Source organism: Bacillus sp. z33, assembly GCF_058313615.1.
In genome coordinates, this window is the sequence record NZ_JBZFQN010000002.1 from 12,181 (window position 1) to 31,099 (window position 18,919).

Annotated in this window: 14 protein-coding genes; 11 read left to right on the forward strand and 3 right to left on the reverse strand. The window is 35.3% G+C overall.

The window, feature by feature from the left end; all coding sequences use genetic code 11:
• The first annotated feature begins 3 nt into the window (after nt 1-3).
• On the forward strand, nt 4-2,994 hold the full coding sequence (locus tag AC4G3L_RS07105) for a type I restriction endonuclease subunit R (RefSeq protein WP_491076271.1): 2,991 nt from the start codon (nt 4-6) through the stop codon (nt 2,992-2,994).
• Between the two features lie 46 nt (nt 2,995-3,040).
• Here the strand turns inward: AC4G3L_RS07105 and kwaB are convergent, their stop codons facing one another.
• The gene (kwaB, locus tag AC4G3L_RS07110) at nt 3,041-3,997 is read right to left on the reverse strand and encodes an anti-phage protein KwaB (RefSeq protein WP_491076272.1); all 957 of its coding nucleotides are present in this window, start codon (nt 3,995-3,997) and stop codon (nt 3,041-3,043) included.
• Nucleotides 3,994-4,581 (reverse strand): anti-phage protein KwaA, encoded by a 588-nt coding sequence (kwaA, locus tag AC4G3L_RS07115; protein WP_491076273.1) that lies wholly within the window; start codon nt 4,579-4,581, stop codon nt 3,994-3,996. Before kwaA ends, kwaB begins: the two co-directional genes overlap by 4 nt.
• Nucleotides 4,582-4,896: 315 nt before the next feature.
• Here kwaA and AC4G3L_RS07120 point away from each other — a divergent pair, with 315 nt between their 5' ends.
• The 10 genes from AC4G3L_RS07120 to AC4G3L_RS07165 all read left to right on the forward strand — a co-directional run bounded on the left by AC4G3L_RS07120 (nt 4,897) and on the right by AC4G3L_RS07165 (nt 17,903).
• The gene (locus tag AC4G3L_RS07120; RefSeq protein ID WP_491076274.1) at nt 4,897-5,505 is read left to right on the forward strand and encodes a hypothetical protein; all 609 of its coding nucleotides are present in this window, start codon (nt 4,897-4,899) and stop codon (nt 5,503-5,505) included.
• A gap of 554 nt (nt 5,506-6,059) precedes the next feature.
• Nucleotides 6,060-7,334 (forward strand): cytosine permease, encoded by a 1,275-nt coding sequence (codB, locus tag AC4G3L_RS07125; RefSeq protein ID WP_491076275.1) that lies wholly within the window; start codon nt 6,060-6,062, stop codon nt 7,332-7,334.
• On the forward strand, nt 7,318-8,583 hold the full coding sequence (gene codA, locus AC4G3L_RS07130) for a cytosine deaminase (protein WP_491076276.1): 1,266 nt from the start codon (nt 7,318-7,320) through the stop codon (nt 8,581-8,583). The genes codB and codA overlap by 17 nt, the downstream gene beginning before the upstream one ends.
• Nucleotides 8,584-9,334: 751 nt before the next feature.
• Complete coding sequence (arfA, locus tag AC4G3L_RS07135; RefSeq protein WP_491076277.1) at nt 9,335-10,846, forward strand: arabinosylfuranosidase ArfA; 1,512 nt, start codon at nt 9,335-9,337, stop codon at nt 10,844-10,846.
• Between the two features lie 212 nt (nt 10,847-11,058).
• Entirely contained in the window at nt 11,059-12,681 is a 1,623-nt protein-coding gene (gene aspD / locus AC4G3L_RS07140) for an aspartate 4-decarboxylase (protein ID WP_491076278.1), read from the forward strand.
• A gap of 1,012 nt (nt 12,682-13,693) precedes the next feature.
• Entirely contained in the window at nt 13,694-14,746 is a 1,053-nt protein-coding gene (locus AC4G3L_RS07145; RefSeq protein ID WP_491077160.1) for a DNA/RNA non-specific endonuclease, read from the forward strand.
• 346 nt (nt 14,747-15,092) lie between these two features.
• Nucleotides 15,093-15,809: a DUF969 domain-containing protein gene (locus tag AC4G3L_RS07150; RefSeq protein WP_491076279.1), complete on the forward strand. Its 717-nt coding sequence runs from the start codon at nt 15,093-15,095 to the stop codon at nt 15,807-15,809.
• Nucleotides 15,787-16,716: a DUF979 domain-containing protein gene (locus AC4G3L_RS07155; RefSeq protein ID WP_491076280.1), complete on the forward strand. Its 930-nt coding sequence runs from the start codon at nt 15,787-15,789 to the stop codon at nt 16,714-16,716. The genes AC4G3L_RS07150 and AC4G3L_RS07155 overlap by 23 nt, the downstream gene beginning before the upstream one ends.
• Before the next feature lie 30 nt (nt 16,717-16,746).
• Complete coding sequence (gene pcp / locus AC4G3L_RS07160) at nt 16,747-17,388, forward strand: pyroglutamyl-peptidase I (protein WP_491076281.1); 642 nt, start codon at nt 16,747-16,749, stop codon at nt 17,386-17,388.
• Complete coding sequence (locus AC4G3L_RS07165; RefSeq protein WP_491076282.1) at nt 17,388-17,903, forward strand: gamma-glutamylcyclotransferase family protein; 516 nt, start codon at nt 17,388-17,390, stop codon at nt 17,901-17,903. The genes pcp and AC4G3L_RS07165 overlap by 1 nt, the downstream gene beginning before the upstream one ends.
• 101 nt (nt 17,904-18,004) lie before the next feature.
• Here AC4G3L_RS07165 and AC4G3L_RS07170 read toward each other — a convergent pair whose 3' ends face one another.
• Nucleotides 18,005-18,691 carry a YoaK family protein gene (locus AC4G3L_RS07170; protein WP_491076283.1) on the reverse strand — a complete coding sequence of 229 codons (687 nt, stop codon included), beginning with the start codon at nt 18,689-18,691 and terminating at the stop codon, nt 18,005-18,007.
• Nucleotides 18,692-18,919: the final 228 nt, after the last annotated feature.

The window sequence follows — 18,919 nt, forward strand, 5'->3', positions numbered from 1 at the left end:
AGTATGGCTATTGATGCGTCTGAAAAAGGATTTGAAGAGAACATTGAAGATTCACTTTTAACGAACGGATATGAAAAGCGTGTGCTAGAAGGTGAAGCAAGTCACCTTTTTAAAAAGCATGCGTTAGATGTCGAGAAGCTTTTTGAGTTTCTGGCAGCAACACAAGAGAAAGAGTTAAAAATGTTGGAGAGATCGTATGGAGCGGATTACAAACAAAAGGTGCTTGCTCGTATTTGTGATAGCTTGAAGAAACAAGGAATCATCCATTGCTTGCGTCATGGTATTAAGGATCGTGGTGTGACGTTAAAGCTGATTTACAATAAGCCTCCCACAACGATGAATCAGTTGATGAATGACTTGTATCATAAGAATATTTTTACGGTGAGCCGCCAAGTGTATTATAGTGACAAACATAATAATAGCTTGGATATGGTTCTATTTATCAATGGTTTACCTTTAGTTGTATTGGAACTTAAAAATCAGTTTACTGGTCAAACAGTCGAACATGCGATTAAGCAGTTTAAAAAAGACCGAGATCCGAGAGAGCAACTGTTCCATTTCAATGAGCGTGTAGTAGTTTACTTTGCGGTTGATCCGGATGAAGTATTTATGACAACGAAGCTAGATAAGGAGAAAACGTATTTCTTGCCATTCAATAAAGGTAATAACGGAGGTAAAGGAAATCCAACGGTTTATAAAAACTACCGTACACATTATTTATGGGAACAAATTTTATTGCCTGATAGTTTATTGGATATTTTGTTCCGTTTTGTATATGTGAAAAAGGATGATATATTAGATTCAAATGGAGAAGTGGTTGCTGAGCGTAAGTTGCTTATTTTTCCACGTTTCCATCAGCTTGATGTTGTACGAAAGCTCGAATTGGATGTGGAGGCCAAACATGTTGGTCAGAACTATTTAATCCAACATAGTGCGGGAAGTGGGAAAACGAACTCGATTTCTTGGCTCGCACATCGATTGGCCAAATTACATGATGGACAGAATGAAGCGGTTTTTAGCAGTGTAATTGTTATTACTGACCGCAGAGTACTGGATAAACAATTACAAGATGCTGTGTATCAGTTAGAGCATAAAGCAGGAATGGTTGAGCGTATTAATAAGGACTCCAATCAATTGGCAGCAGCAATCACGGGTGAAACACGTATTATCATTACAACCCTGCAAAAATTCCCGTTCATCATGGAAAAAGTCTCTGGACTTGAACGGAAGAAATATGCAGTCATTATTGATGAAGCTCATTCTTCACAAGGTGGTAAAGCTTCCACTGCATTGTCAAATATTTTATCGGATAAGACGTTGGAAGATGCGTATGAAGAAGATCGTATTGCAGAGGAAAATATGGACAATCTCGCCGAACAAATCGTCGAAACGATTATGAAGAGTGGAAAGCAAGATAATGTATCGTTCTTTGCTTTCACTGCAACACCTAAGCCAAAGACGCTTGAAAAATTCGGCACGATGGGAGAAGATGGAAAGCTACATGCGTTTCATGAGTACACGATGAGACAAGCGATTGAAGAAGGTTTTATTTTAGATGTATTACAGAATTACACAACGTATAAGACGTTTTATAAGATTGCAAAACAAGTAGATGATGACCCTTTGGTGTCACAAAAACAAGCCACGAAAAAACTGGCCCAGTATGTGTCACTTCACCCTCATAATATCGCTCAAAAAACGGAAATCATTATTGAACACTATCGCAATTTTACACGGAATAAAATCGGTGGTCGAGCGAAAGCGATGGTGGTAACAGCAAGCCGTCTACATGCGGTGCGTTATAAGATTGCTTTTGATAGGTACATTGATAAGATGGGCTATCATGATTTGAAAACAGTTGTAGCTTTCTCTGGTATTGTAAAAGATGGAGATATTCCATACTCTGAATCGGATATGAATGGTTTTAGTGAGAAAGAGTTACCTGAAAAATTTCATTCAGATGAATATAAAGTGCTCCTAGTAGCAGAGAAGTACCAAACAGGTTTTGATGAGCCATTGCTTCATACGATGTATGTGGATAAGCCTTTAAGTGGTATTAAAGCGGTTCAAACGCTGTCTCGTTTAAATCGTACTTGCCCTGGTAAAGATGACACATTTGTGCTCGATTTCGTGAATGATCCAGAGGATATTCAAGCCTCATTCCAACCTTATTATGAAACAACTGGTCTTGAGGAAGTGACAGATCCGAACATCCTGTATGACTTACAGGCGGAGCTTGCACCTTATCAAGTGTATACCGAGGAAGAAGTTCGAACAGTTAATGAATTAGAAGTCAAGGGTGGTTTGAATAAATCAACCAAAGAACAGACAGAGCTGAATGCTTGGATCGACAAGGGTGTAGAGCGATTCAAACGTGATTTATCGGTTGAGGAACAAGAAGCTTTCAAAGCATCGGCAACGAAATTCACAAGAACGTATGCCTTTGTCTCACAGATTGCAACGTTTATTGATGTTGAACTTCATAAACAGTATATCTATTTAAACTATCTATTACGCAAACTACCACGTAATAGTGAAGATAAGGGTATTTATATGGCGGATGATGTGGCACTACAATATTATCGTAATCAAAAGATCTTTGAGGGGAGCATTGAATTAGAGAAATCGGGTGAGGTAGAATTATCACCTGTTTCTCACGGTACGAAGGGTGCACAAGAAGATGAAAAGGTACGATTATCTTCCATAGTTGAAAAGTTGAATGAACGATTCGGCACAGATTTTACCGAAACGGATTTCTTATCACGTGATCAGGTAAAAGAAGATATGATGAGTAGTGAAGACATTCAACAGAAAGCCAAGAATAACACAAAAGACAACTTTAAATTCGCATTTGAAAAAACATTCATGGATTTCGTTATCGATCGTATGAATACGAATGAAAAGTTCTTTATGAAGATATTAGAGAATGAAGAATTCCGTACCTTCATTATGGAAGATATGATGAATGAGGTTTATACTGAAGTGAATCAATGAAAACATACCCCTTCTTTAAAGCAATCTTTTAAAGAGGGGTATGTTTTTATATATTTACTGGATCTTTAGTAGAACTGTCATAATATGAGTTGGTTAAGAGTGATACTAAAAAGTCATCATTTAATAATTTCAGGAAGAGATTCTGTGATTTTTTTGTATTTAAGATAAACTTTGTACGATTTTCATTAAAAGAAAACTTATTTTTTAAAGGTTCAAAATTATTTATGAAGTCAGAAATGGTTTGGATGTTTAAATTATTCAACACAATCGAATGGGTACCAACTTGTGCTAACTTTCTTGTGAATGAAATATCGGATAGCCTTGATTCAAAAACAGATGTGTCAACAATTAAATCGGCGAGTTTAATTAGTTCAAGAGATTCTAAAGCCTTTTTATTAATTATGTTGTGAAAAGAAAATTGCCTTTCTAATACACGGACATTTCTAATGTAAAGTTCGTCATCCAAATAGAAAAAATCAAAGTTCGGGTATACTTTTAATATATCTTCTGGAATTTGAACCAACCTTTCAGCGGATTTCCATAATCCCATTGCTGTGCTATCACGTTTATATAGATTAATAGGATAGTTATATTTATATGATATTAAGGATAAGTTGTCTATTTTTAGGATGAAAACTATACCAGATATTTGGTCTAAACTATCAGTCCTGAAAGAAAAAGTATCGAAATCATGTTGAGTTCTAATAGTGTTGAAAATAGAAAATGCTTCAGGTTGTTCGTTGTAGTCATATTTAAAGATGAAATTTTTACGTTCCTCTATCTTTGATATTTCAGTAATCCTAAGTTCTGAATTTTCAACAATAGTTTCTTTGAGGTGGTTCAAGAAATCTAATTTTAGGGTTTCTTGATCTGTTTCTTCAATGTCAGCGAGCTTTATCTCTTTACCTGATTCTTTATTTAGAATAAATAGTACTTCACAAACAAATTCGCTAGGCCTATCTACAAATGTTTTTATTTTCTGTTTTAAATCGGTATTAGTCATCTTCTCACCCTAACGTAATAAATATCTTTGTGTATTTTTCTATAACTTAATGTATCATTTTGATTAATATTTTCTCTGGAAATAATTATGATACCTTCTCGAGTAAGACCTGTTCGAAATTGTGCATCTACTTTATAGATTCTATACCCTAATAATGCTAGGGTCGGATTGGTATAAAATATATTTGTTTTAATATACATAATACCAATAGCGATTAAGAGCAGGAATAATACAATAGTGTATCTAATTTTTGTTAAGTCAAAAGCAATTAAAGGTATTATATAAGTTGTTAAAAAAGTAAGATGCTCATAATTTCTATTTTCAACTTTTTTTACTATTATGTTGTTTTGTTGACTACCGTTTAATTTGTATTTAAATTTATATAAAAAAAATATACCTAGGAGGAAAAATCCAAATGAAATTAGTGGAATTACGTTCATACTAACTAATTTCTTTAGACCTATAAAAGAACTACTATTTTTAAAACAAATAGGGACATCGATGGTTACAATTATGATTAAGATAAATAGCAACCAGAGGGATATGATATAAAGTTCAATTTTATCCCAATTGTTTTTAATCAAATGCACCTCCCCCTTTTTTAGTTTATTTTACCATTTTCATAGTGATTAATGTTTTTTTTTTGGCTATATAGTAAAATCCGTTGAGTAACTAGCTAAAGACCTTTAAAAATACGCTGTTTAAATAATTGGAGGTAGTATTCGGGAAGCCCTGCTGCCTTCAAAAGTGTAATTTAATGAATTTTGAAGAACTTTAAAATAGTTGCTTCAACAAAGTAGGAGTATTGTTTCATGTTTCCAATATTTCAATTAAATTATCCTGTTTATTATAAAATACAGAATGAATGGATATTATATAGTTGAAAAGGGGTTATTCAAATGGAAACGGTACAAGTAACTGTAGAAGATAGATTTTCTGTTTTCTATATTTTAAAAAGATTTAAAGTGAATAAACCTAAAGGTTATAATCTCCCACACTTTCCAGGTATGTCTTACTATGCACCGATAATATCTTTAAATAAGGAAATTATTAATCAAAAGGTGAGCAAAGATGCAAAAGGTGTTTATATTATTTTTTTATGGTTACCTTGGGAAGGAGAATTGTATCCTGTATATGTAGGTAGTGGAGAGATTTATACTCGACTTTTCGCACATACTAATTGCTTCAAACAGAAAACAAGGAAAGACAAGGGGGAAATTAAGTATACTACAGAAAATATTACTCCTAAATTTTTTTATGACCTTCTTAAAATAGTTGATGAGGGATATTGGTTAGTAACATGGAGCATTTGTAAGGACACATTAATTCTAGAAAATGAAATTTATCATTTTTTAAATGCTACACCATATCTTATTAATGCGAGAGCTCCTGTTAAAGATAAGAGATCTATTAACAAATTTCAAATAAAGAGAGCTGAACAAAGAATTAATGAGATATTAGAACAATTTTATTTTCATGCTAGTTTGTTTAAAATTAACAAAGAGTAATAATTGAGAGCTTTTTACACAAATTTTACACATGCTTTTAAAAAACCTTATAGTACCAATATATATTGACCAATTTCGACCCCGACCACCGGTATCATTAGACAGTAGGCCAAAGCTGTCAAATCAAGGTTCTCAGCATTTTATGCTGGGAGCTTTTTTTATTTTTCCTACACGACAAAAACGATGCATAATCGTGTGCAATGAATCGTGCGAATAGGAGAATTAAATATGAAGAGAAGAAACATATTACTTAAAGAATTTAGATCTCGTAACAAGAGAAACTATAATACGTCTTATTTTCTTTATAAGTTAACCACCATTAATTACCATTGTCTTAGGTGAATGAATCTGTTACTATAATTTTAATTTAAATGAAAACCTTTAAGTGCAGTCCAGAGAGGCTGACAAGGTGGGCGATATACTGTTTGGAGAACGTATTTATACACATATTATTGTATAAAGAAAATACGTTTATTTCTGACATTTTCCACTTGTCACTTTGCGGCAAGTGGTTTTTTTTGCTCACCAAGACTAAAACTTGGGAGGAAACAAAAGTGCAATTAAAAGACAAAGATTTTTCATTTCAATCAGTACCTAAAGCAAATCGCAACAGCTTCCTTAAAATGCTTGTTGTTATGCTTGGCTTCACATTCTATTCAGCAAGTATGTGGGCCGGTGGATCATTAGGTGAAGGATTAACATTTATGCAACTGATGGGTGTCATCTTACTTGGAAATCTAATATTAGGGGCATTTACAGGGGCATTAAGTTATATTGCAGCAAAAACAGGATTATCGACTCACTTACTCGCACAATATAGCTTTGGTGAAAAAGGAGCATATATCTCTTCATTCATGTTATCAGCAACACAAGTAGGATGGTTTGGCGTTGGGCTAGGAATGTTTGCCTATCCGGTCTCTAAATTAACGGGCCTTCCACTAGTACCGATTGTTATCATTACAGGGATTTTAATGACAGCAACTGCTTATTTTGGTATGAAAGCTTTAACAATCTTAAGTTTCATTGCTGTACCGGCTATTGCGATTTTTGGTTCAACGAGTGCCGGCATGGCTATTATGGATATGGGCGGATTGGATGTACTTCTTGCTTATCAACCTGAAACTTCATTAACATTAGCAGCAGCTTTAACGATTACAATTGGTTCATTTATTAGTGGTGGGACATTAACACCCGATTTTGCACGCTATGCAAAATCAGGAAAGCATGCTGTAACAACGACAGTCATTGCCTTTTTCTTAGGAAATACGTTAATGTTCTTATTTGGTGCAATTGGTGTAATTGCAACAGGTCATAATGATATTTCAGACGTAATGGTTACACAAGGACTACTATTACCGGCCGTTTTAGTGCTCGGATTAAACATCTGGACAACAAATGATAACTCATTGTACGCATCCGGACTTGGTTTTGCAACCATGTTCAAGAAGCCGAAAGTATTCATGGTTATGATCAACGGTATGATTGGTACGGTATTTGCCATCGTTCTTTATAATAATTTCACAAGCTGGCTAACATTCTTAGGCTCCACTCTACCAGCTATTGGATCAATTATTATAGTGGATTTCTTCTTTATCCAAAAAAGACAATACATTCAGTATGAGAAGGCTAACATTGCAAAAGTACATATTCCAGCCATCATTGCATGGGCTGTTGGTGTCATCTCGGGATTAACATTGCCGGGAATCGCTTCACTAAACACATTATTGATCACAGGAGTTATTTATGTAGTTGCTGTTAAGCTAATGAACACAACAGTTGTTACTGAAAGGGAAGAGGAGGCAGGATGCTTTTATGCAAAAGTGGGCTAATGCTGCCATCTTTGGACGAGAAGGTCTTTGGGATTTACTAATAGAAAATGGTACATTTGTAAAGATTGTTAAAGCTGGTACAAGTGGATTTGAAAGCTATGAAACAATAGATTTAAGCGGAAAGTTGGTTTGTGCACCATTTATTGAACCGCATATTCATCTGGATACTACCTTAACGGCAGGCCAACCACGTTGGAATGAAAGTGGGACTTTATTTGAAGGTATTCAATGTTGGTCTGAAAGAAAAGATTCTTTAACAAAAGAGGATGTGAAAGAGCGCGCAAAAAAAGCACTTAGCTGGCAAATTGCTAATGGGATAGGTGCTGTGCGTACACATGTTGATACAACAGATCCTTCTTTAATAGCTTTAGAAGCTTTGCTTGAAGTAAAAGAAGAAATGAAGGAATACCTTGATTTGCAAATTGTTGCTTTCCCGCAGGAAGGTCTAATTTCTTATCCAAATGGGCTGGAACTGGTAGAGGAAGCATTAAAAATGGGTGCTGACATTGTAGGAGGCATACCGCACTTTGAATTTACGCGTGAAGACGGCATTCAATCTATTCGCGAGATTTTTCAATTGGCAATGAAGTATGACAAGCCGATTGATATTCATTGTGATGAAATTGACGATGAACAATCTCGCCATGTGGAAGTTGTAGCCCGAGAAACGATTATGAACGATTATCAAGGCCGTGTTACAGCAAGTCATACAACGGCAATGGGCTCTTACAATGATGCCTACACATATAAATTAATGCGCGTACTTAGACTTGCCGAATTGAACTTCGTAGCAAACCCACTAGTGAATATTCATCTGCAGGGGCGTTTTGACACGTATCCAAAACGCCGTGGTTTAACACGCGTAAAAGAGCTTGATCAAAACGGTTTAAATGTTTGCTTCGGTCATGACGATATTATGGATCCTTGGTATCCGATTGGAAATGGGAATATGCTGCAAGTACTGCATATGGGCTTACATGCTTCACAGTTAATGGGTTATAGTGATATTGCAAACAGTTTGCGTTTTGTGACTGATAATAGCGCAAAAGCATTGAACCTCAAAAACTACGGTATTGAAGAAGGAAATCCGGCAAACTTCGTTGTGCTTAATGCGGAGAATGGCTACCATGCGCTTCGCCTGCAAGCAGAGGTTCTCTACTCTGTTCGAAACGGTAAAATAATTGCTGAAACAAAGCCTCATGAAACGAAAGTTTTCCTGCAACATCAAAAGATTATTACCTTTATATAAGTATAAGTGAAGATCATCATCAGTTAATGAACTTCCCCTGAAAAGGTAGACACGAATATACCTTTTCAGGGGTGTTTTTTGAGTGAACGTATATTATGAACAATGTACAGTACTTTTAGCATATAAATATCTTTCTCCGACCAATGCATATAGGATAAATCCGATTATAATACATGGTGGAGCAATAGCTATTATCTATTTCTTTTTGCAAACCATACGATCACCTCTTTCATTTTATTTTATCAAGCTGAAAGAATCCTGAATAACAAATGATTCCAATTGGATAATTGACGAGAGTAGTTCTTCAAGGCTGCTCTCTTTTTTATTATTTATAATAATTGCATGCCTAGTTAAAAAAGAGTAAGAACACAGTTGCTATAAATATTTTTTAGAAAAATCTTATAAATTAGAACAACTTAGTTCAGTCGACGCACAAACTATTCACCTGATGTTATAATACATCGTAAGGCGTACAGGAACCATTTATTTATATGGTGAATGGATAGAAATCTGTTCAGAAGGCAAGTTTTATCAGGATAAGATATTAAGTTATATATATTTAGAGATTTTCTATGGTGGCAGAGAAAAAAGAAAGAGAACGTAGTGCATATTTTGTTAATTAAAAAACTCTTATTTTTAGAGATTGGATTGATTATAGATTATCCTTTGAATCCGAAAAATATATTTATCCGTACCCCAAAATTGGATATGTACAGATGCATTTGTATAGAAAAAATGGAGGTATAAGTAAATGGAAGCCAATAAAGCAAAAATGATTGTAGAGAAAGATTTTAAAATCGCTGAAATCGATAATCGTATATATGGTTCGTTTATAGAACATTTAGGAAGAGCGGTTTATGGAGGTATTTATGAACCTAACCATCCTCAGGCGGATGAAAATGGATTTCGAAAGGATGTTCTTGAATTAGTAAAAGAACTCAAAGTGCCGTTAGTCCGATATCCTGGAGGAAATTTTGTTTCCGGCTATAATTGGGAGGATGGTATAGGACCTAAAGAAGAACGCCCTAATCGTTTAGATTTGGCATGGGGAACTACTGAAACCAATGAAATGGGCACCAATGAGTTTATGAAGTGGGCTAAACTGGTGAATGCAGATGTAAATATGGCTGTTAACTTGGGTACAAGGGGTATTGACGCTGCTAGAAATTTAGTGGAATACTGCAACCATCCCGGCGGCTCCTATTATAGTGATCTCCGTATCTCTCATGGTGTAAAAGAACCCCATAATATAAAGACATGGTGCCTTGGCAATGAAATGGATGGACCTTGGCAAATAGGGCATAAAACTGCTGCTGAATATGGAAGAATAGCTCAGGAAGCAGCAAAGGTGATGAAATGGGTAGATCCAACTATTGAACTGGTTGCATGCGGAAGTTCACATCGAAACATGCCTACATTTGCTGATTGGGAAGCAACGGTTTTAGATTATACATATGACCATGTTGATTTCATTTCTCTTCATCAATATTATGGGAATCGTGACAATGATCTATCCAATTATTTAGCGTTATCTTTAGAAATGGATGATTTCATTAAATCAGTTATCTCCATTGCAGATTATATAAAGGCTAAAAAACGTGGTAAGAAAACGATTAATCTTTCCTTCGATGAATGGAATGTTTGGTATCACAGTAATGAACAAGACAAACAGATTGAACCTTGGAGTATAGCGCCACCACAATTAGAAGATATATATAATTTTGAAGATGCGCTATTAGTTGGGTGTATGTTGATTACTTTGTTGAAGCATGCGGATCGAGTTAAAATAGCCTGTCTTGCGCAGTTAGTGAATGTTATTGCTCCAATTATGACTGAAAATAATGGACCTGCCTGGAAGCAAACCATATTCTATCCTTATATGCATACATCTGTTTATGGTCGCGGTATATCGTTAAATCCTATTATTTCTAGTGCTAAATATGATAGTAAGGACTTTACAGATGTTCCCTATTTAGAATCTACAGCAGTATATAATGAAGAAGAAGATACTTTAACGATCTTTGCGGTTAATCGTCACTTGGAAGAAGGATTGGAGTTAGAGGTAGATATACGTAATTTTAATGGATATGAAGTTATAGAGCATATCGTTCTGGAAAATGAAAATATGAAACAGACCAATTCAGTCGATAAAGAAACAGTAAAACCACATTCAAATGGGAATGCAAAATGTAATAATGGCAAAGTAGTATCCGTTTTGCCAAAGTTGTCTTGGAATGTCATTCGTTTAGCAAAACAGAGATAAGGATAAGCGGCTTCCATATGTAGAATATGGAAGCTTTTCTAATAGGTTAAATAATTTTAAGCTGAAGTGAGAGAGAACGATCTACCTTTTATTGATCCCTCCTTTCCCCTGAATAATCTGTTATCGAGAGAAATAGATAAGTCCGATAATATTCCATGTTTACTTGTGGAATACTTTTCTTATGGATTTAGCAGTTTGTTAGGAGGATTTTGATGGATGATTTAAAAAAGGATAGTCTTCAATTAGAGAAAATAAGTCCGTTTGAATTAAAAGATAAACTCATTGATCTTGCAAAAGGAAAAATGAGAATGACTAGAACTATGCTGGATGCGGGCCGTGGTAATCCTAATTGGATTGCAGCTACACCTAGAGAAGCTTTTTTCACACTTGGACAATTTGCTATCACTGAATCAAGACGCATATGGGATGAAGGTGATTTAGCTGGCATGCCTAGTCGCATAGGTATTGCAGAACGTTTTAATCAATATGTTAAGGAAAATCAGCAAGCGCCAGGGATCCAATTACTAAAAGAAATCATTGATTACGGCATCACTATTAAAAAGTTTGAACCAGATACATGGATCTATGAATTAGTAGATGGGATTATTGGAGATAATTATCCAAATCCGGATCGAATGCTTGTTAGAACTGAACAAGTTGTGCTGGATTTTTTTATAAAAGAGTTGTGTGGTGAAAATACAACATCTGGTCCATTTGATTTATTTGCTGTTGAAGGGGCGACGGCAGCCATGTGTTATGTATTTGATACGTTATATAAAAATTACTTACTGCCTAAAGGCTCAAAAATTGCTGTGATGGTTCCGATTTTTCCACCTTATATCGAGATTCCAGAACTCCCCAGGAATGATTACAAGCTTGTAAAAATTGAGGCATCTGAAATAGACAATGAAGGACAGCATACATGGCAATACCCAGTTGAGGAATTAGAAAAGTTAAAGGATCAGGATATTAAAGCACTCTTTCTAGTAAATCCGAGCAATCCGCCCTCCGTTTCAATGAATAAGGAATCCATTGAACAGATTATTCAAATTGTAAAACAAGATAACCCAAATCTTATGATTATTTCAGATGATGTGTACGGCACTTTTGTTGAGGGATTTCGCTCTCTAATTGTCGATTTACCATTTAATACAATTGGAGTGTATTCATTTTCTAAATATTTTGGTGTGACGGGGTGGCGATTAGGGATAATTTCCATAAATCAATCCAATATATTTGATAAATTAATTAATGAGTTACCAGAAGAAGAGAAAGATATTCTCAATAAAAGGTATGCTACCCTTACACCGGATCTAGATAATCTCAAGTTTATAGATCGAATAGTGGCAGATAGCAGAGATGTTGCGATGAACCACACAGCTGGACTATCTACTCCTCAACAAGTACAAATGGCTTTATTTTCGATTTTTGCAATGCTCGATACCAATAATGAATACAAGCAAAAAACAATAGACATTTTACATCGAAGGATGAATCTATTATATAAAGGTCTGGGTTTACCCAAGAAACACTTGCCTAATGATGCAGACTATTATACAGAAATCGATTTGGAAATCTGGTGCAATCATCATTTTGAAAAAGGATTCACTGATTACCTGAAAAAGAATTATAACCCGGTTGATATTTTATACCGCCTAGCAGAGAAGTCATCGATTGTATTATTAAGCGGTGAAGGATTTTCAGCACCCGTATGGTCCATTCGTGTATCTCTTGCCAATCTAAATGATGAGGACTACTTACATATTGGCCAAGAACTAAAAAAGGTACTAGAAAATTATGTAGTAGAATGGGAAGAGAAAATGGGCAATAGTTAGTTCTGACTAACTTTAACGTTCAAAGCAACAGATATGTATATATGTTCGTTTGTTAACAGTATCCCTATCGTTAAATCGTATCTAAAAGTCTTGCTACAAAATTTGTGTAGCAAGGCTTTTAAAGTTTGTTTCTCATTCGAATTTGATGCCGCCATCAGTCCGTGGAAAGTAACTAAATCATTGAATTTTTGACTTGCGTTTAGAAGTTATGTAATGTCGCTGTACCCTCAGAATATTTTAGGATTACCTCCCCCCTACTTGTAGATATGTTTGAGGCTAGTTGGGGACTGAGATCTCGTATAACAAGCGAAGCTTTAATACCCTCTGGAGGATATAGGGGTACTGGTAAACTTCCAGGAGGACGAGAAAGAATGAACCCAGTTGTGGGGATAGACATAGCCAAAAAAGAAAGTGAAGTACAAAATAAGCTGCTTTAATGGATTAATGCTTTATTGAAAAAGAACGAGAATTTCCTGGATATAGCTTAGGAAATAATATTTATCCAATATAAGAATAACCTTCCAAAATGAAACTGGAGGGTTATTTGGCATACCCAAAAACAGGATAGCATATAAAAAAATGATATACAAAGAGATATTGATAACCTATTAGCTGGTTCAGATTCTGGAGGTCTCTTTATTAATTCTTCTAGCTTTATTACTATATGGAAATAATATCTAGGTTGATTTCAGATTGCAAAGTGGTAAATAAGAATATGAGTAATTTTGGAAAAGCCAATTTGTTATTTGCATAAATATAAAAGAAAAGGAGGAAAAAGATGGATGATTTATTCTTAGGTATATTTTTAATTTCTCTTTTAGCTTTAGTTATCGGTTTAGCTGGACCAAGGGTTGCATTACGATGGCTTCCTGAAAATAAAAGAAAAAGAAGGTATGCATTTTCGATTTTTGGGACTGTAGCAATAGTATCTTTTATTTTATTTGGTGTTACTACATCTCCGGTAGAAGAGGTTGCAGATGGTAGTCAAAAGGTAGAACAAAAGGAAGAAAAAATAGATACAGCTACTGTTGAAGCAGAGGTAGAAACTAAAGCTGAAGAAGAGGCTAAGGCTAAAGCCGAGGCGGAGGCTAAAGCTAAAGAAGAAGAGGAAGCTAAGGCGAAGGCAGAGGCAGAAGAAGCCAGAGCTAGAGAAGAAGAGGAAGCTAAGGCGAAGGCAGAGGCAGAAGCCAGAGCTAGAGAAGAAAAGGAAGCTAAGGCTAAAGCCGAGGCGGAGGCCAAAGCTAAAAAAGAAGAGGAAGCTAAAGCTAAGGAAGAAGAAGCAAAGAAAAAAGAGGAGACACAGTTCTCAGGATATAAACTTATCAAAGTTGATGGTGGCGATTTGTCCGGAAATCGCGAACCTAATGTTGTCGTTGATATCGGCTATGGGGATCGTGAATATTGGGCGTTTACTAATGAATATGGGCAACTAGTACGTGTCATTGCTGACAAGATTATTCTACAAGATGACAGTAACGAGACTGTAACATCATCTGGTAGATATTACTCTGACGAGGCAAAAGTTCCGGGTGTGGAAAGTGATAATTTTGATGAAGGACATATCATAGCTGACTCTCTAGGAGGGGTATCGAATGCGTATAATATTACCCCACAAGAAAGTACATTGAACAGGTATGGCGACCAAGCATATATGGAAAAAGTGATCCGTGATGCAGGTGGTGCGACAAATTTTGAAGCAATTATCACTTATCCGAATACAAAAACACAGGTTCCTTCAAGCTATAAGTATACGTATACCATCAAGGGCAATAAGGTTGTAGATAATTTTGACAATGTTAACCCGGATGAAGTAAACGAATCGCTTGGTTTAACAGAAAGCAAGTCTTCTAACTCAACTAGTTCAAGTAAGAGCTCAACCAATTCAAGTAAGAATTCAACCAGTTCAAACACAAGCGGTAATATTTCTAGTGTTGATACGAACGGTAATGGTGAGGTGACGATTAAAGAAGCAAAAGATGCAGGTTTCAGTATGCCTATAACGAGTGACCACTGGTTGTACCCTTATATGCGTGATAACGATGGTGATGGGATGGTAGGTGAGTAGGCATCTAGACTATAGGAATATTAAAACAAAACCCTCCTAGTTAATAGGAGGGTTCAGTTTGTGATAAATAATCCTTAAACTTCCTCAGTTTAATATGATTTTCTCACGAATACTCGCTAACGGGAACTTTAAGTGAACAATGGAGAAAGCAAAAAGCTGTCTCTTTTTTAATCGCATTAGCAACAATCTTTACGAAATCAGCCTTATGAAAATAATCACCTTTTTTTACTTTACCTAATTAAAATGATGAAGTATCTTCAGGCATATTATTTACAATAAACAAGGATGAATATATAATTATAAATTATTGTAGAATAATAAAAACATTGGAATAGGAGAGTTGTGAATGGAACTATTAGGGATCATTATCATAATAATAGGTTTTGCCTTAAAGTTAGATACTATTGCAGTTGTTGTTGTAGCTGGTATTTCGACTGGACTTGTGGCAAACATGAATATTGTAGAAATTCTCAATACACTCGGAGAAGCATTTGTATCAAATAGAGTAACTTGTTTATTTTTGATTACTATTCCTGTTATAGGGTTGAGTGAAAGATATGGGTTAAAAGCAAAGGCAGTTATGCTGATTAAAAAAGCAAGCAGCTTATCCGCAGGAAAATTACTGAGTGGTTATACCTTTATAAGAGAAGTAACGATTGGTATGGGTGTAACACTTGGTGGACATCCACAATTTGTTAGACCTTTAGTAAGCCCAATGGCAGAAGGTGCAGCCATTGCTAAGTATGGAGATAAAGTCGACGAAAAAGATATTGAAAGAATAAAATCGTACTCAGCAGCATCTGATAATATCGGTAATTTCTTTGCGCAAAATGTATTTATTGCAAATTCAGGTGTACTTTTAATTGCCTCTACATTAGAAGGGCTGGGCATGCAGGTAGATACACTTCAAGTATCGAAAGTTGCTTTTCCGATAGCAGTAATTGCATTTATTTTCTGGACGGTGCAAAATTTATTATTAGATAAAAAATTAAAGCAAAAGTATTCTAGTAAAAATATGGAGAAGGATGAGGTGACCAATAATGAATATAGCGCAATTCTCTAATATTTTATTAGAACTATTTTATATCATGATCGGATTATTTATGGGAATTACCATGGTGTTCACCTTGAAAGATAAGAACCACAAAACAAGAATTGGTACAGCAGTGTTTTGGGGGCTATTAGCAGTAATTTTCATACTGGGAAATTATATTCCAAGTACAATAGTAGGTGTATTAGTAGTTGTGATAGCCGTTTTATCGGCAACTAAGCAAATAAATATTGGAACGTTAAAACAATTAGATGAGACTTTTGCAAACTTAAAGGCAGAAAAATTAGGCTTGAAAATATTCATCCCATCATTGTCTATTGCAGTTATAGCCATGCTTGTGGCTCAGTTTACTAGTTTCCCTGGAACTGTAGCGATTGGTATAGCATCCATATTTGCTTTACTATTTACGTTTGTTTTAACTAAGGGGACTACTAAAGAGTTGTTAGAAGATACTAATAGAATGTATCAATCAATCGGATCATTTGCAATTCTGCCTCAATTATTAGCTTCATTAGGCGTATTATTCACGACTGCAGGTGTAGGTGATAAGATCGCCTCTATTATTTCAAATGTTATACCAACAGGGAACGCATTTGTAGGTGTAGCGACTTATTGCGTAGGAATGGCACTATTTACAGCTATCATGGGGAATGCATTTGCCGCATTTGCTGTTATCACTGTCGGCATTGGTGTACCGTTTGTATTTGCAATAGGCGGAGATCCTCTTATCTGTGGAACTCTGGCATTAACAGCCGGTTACTGCGGAACATTAATAACACCAATGGCTGCGAACTTCAATATGTTACCAGCCGCATTACTTGAACTTAAAGATAAAAATTCAGTCATAAGGGCACAGGCTCCAATCGCTTTAACATTATTAGTTGTTCATATATTTATGATGTATATTTGGGGATTTTAAGATAAAAACTTTACAATAGGAGAATAAATTATGAAAGTATTAATAACTGGATTTGATGCATTTGGAGGAGAACCAGTAAACCCGGCTGAAGAAGCTGTTAAAATGGTAAGCAACAGAATCGCGGGAGCAGAGGTTATTAAAGTCATTATACCTACAGTTCAAAATAAATCCGTTAAAGCAATCGAGAATGCAATAGAGCAGCACAAGCCTGATATTGTGATTTCGGTAGGTCAGGCAGGAGGAAGATTTGATATAACTCCTGAAAGAGTTGCTATTAATCTGGATGATTATAGAATTAAAGATAACGAAGGAAATCAACCAATTGATGCAGTTATCCATTCAGATGGCCAATCAGCGTATTTTTCAAATTTACCAGTAAAAGCTATGGTCAAACATATGAATGAACATAACATCCCGGCATCATTATCAAATACAGCCGGAACATTTGTCTGTAACCATGTCATGTATGGAATCCTGTACATGATTGATAAGAAGTATCCGAATATAAGAGGTGGATTTATTCACATCCCTTATATGACTTCGCAAGTGATGGATAAGAAAAATACACCGTTTATGTCATTAAATGATATTGTGAAAGGATTAGAGCTCGCTATTGAAGCTTGTATTATTTATGACAAAGATATAAAAGCGATCGGCGGAGAGATTTGTTAATGAAACGAATCAATCTTTTTGTCTATGGAAGTTTACGGGAAGGTTTTTTCAATTATAATAAGTATTTAGATAATAAGGTCATTGAGAAAAAAGAGGCCAAGTTACAAAATATGAAATTATATCATATGCCCTATAAAGGATATCCTGCTATCACTTCTGGTGAAGATGTGGTATTAGGAGAAATAATGGTCATAAAAGGAGATTGTTACGAGGATACAATGAAGGCAATGGATCAGATGGAGGGGTTTATAAGCGAAAAAAATCCTGAAAATGAATACCATAAAGTTATTCTGGAAGTAGACAATCTTCATACCAATCAAAAAGAAAAATGTTATGTATATTTCTATAACAAAGGCAAAGATACACTTTTTGATAACCATGCCATTTATATTCCACATGGCGATTGGAAAGAATATATGAGTAGCGGAAATACACAAGAAGATCTCTATCAAACTGGAGATATGATCACAGGAATGGCTAAAAATGAAGTGGAAGAAAGTTATGTTTTTAGCTAAGGAATTAAGTGAAGATAAATTATACAAGAATCTATAGCATAAATGTGATCTTACAGCTGCAGAAATGCAGCTGTTTTCTTTTAACATTAGTACCGATCGTTTTATTCCTTAATAAATTCTTCCATATTCTCTTTACTTTTATGATATAAAATAACGATGAAGAGGATAATTCCGGCAGCAATCCAAATAGACGTGTTTCCCATATGGACACTGGAATAGGTCCCTATTAATGCACCGAAAATAAAGGAGAGTATAATGGCGGAAAATCTTTTAAATTTTCTCTTTGATTCAGAATCATGATTTATAAAGGCACCGTAAAAAGCTGATGAGGCAGTTCGCAGATTTCCGGTTGTAATGGTTGAATTATAGCTCCAATTTTCCAGTTTGTTGAAGGTGGCTATTTGTAGGGATGATACAAAGGCAATACTCATCGTGACAATCATATTGGGTACACTTCCCGGCAACCAACCGACAATAAATAAAATGATACACTCCAATAGTAAAACAGCTCGTCTGTGCATATCATGTTTGTCTTTTATATATTCGGCTGTTAAAACGCCGGCAATAAAAGCTAAAAAAGGCGGCACATTTTGTATGGCTGCTCCATATTTTGTGCTGGCTGCTCTCGCCGCAAATAAAACGGTATTTCCTGTTTGTGCGGTCGCAAAAACTCCGTCTCTGGTGACATACGTATATGCATCTAAAAATCCACCCACTAAGGCCAAAATCATGCCCATGATTAACGAATTAGCTGATAATGAAAGGAATTTTCTTATTCTGTATTCCATATCTGTCTCCTTACTCTCGGCCTACTTTTTAGCATAAATGAAAAGAATGCAGCTTAATCGAAATGATTCCACATACCAAATTGGATTATACAAAACTCATCAAGAAAATATCCTTAAATCTATAATTCGGAAAATAAGTGCATGAGGAAACGGATGCAATTTTTTGCAATTAAATGAACGAAAAAGTTAACGGTTGCTTAAGGAATGTAATGGATTATCACGGACTGA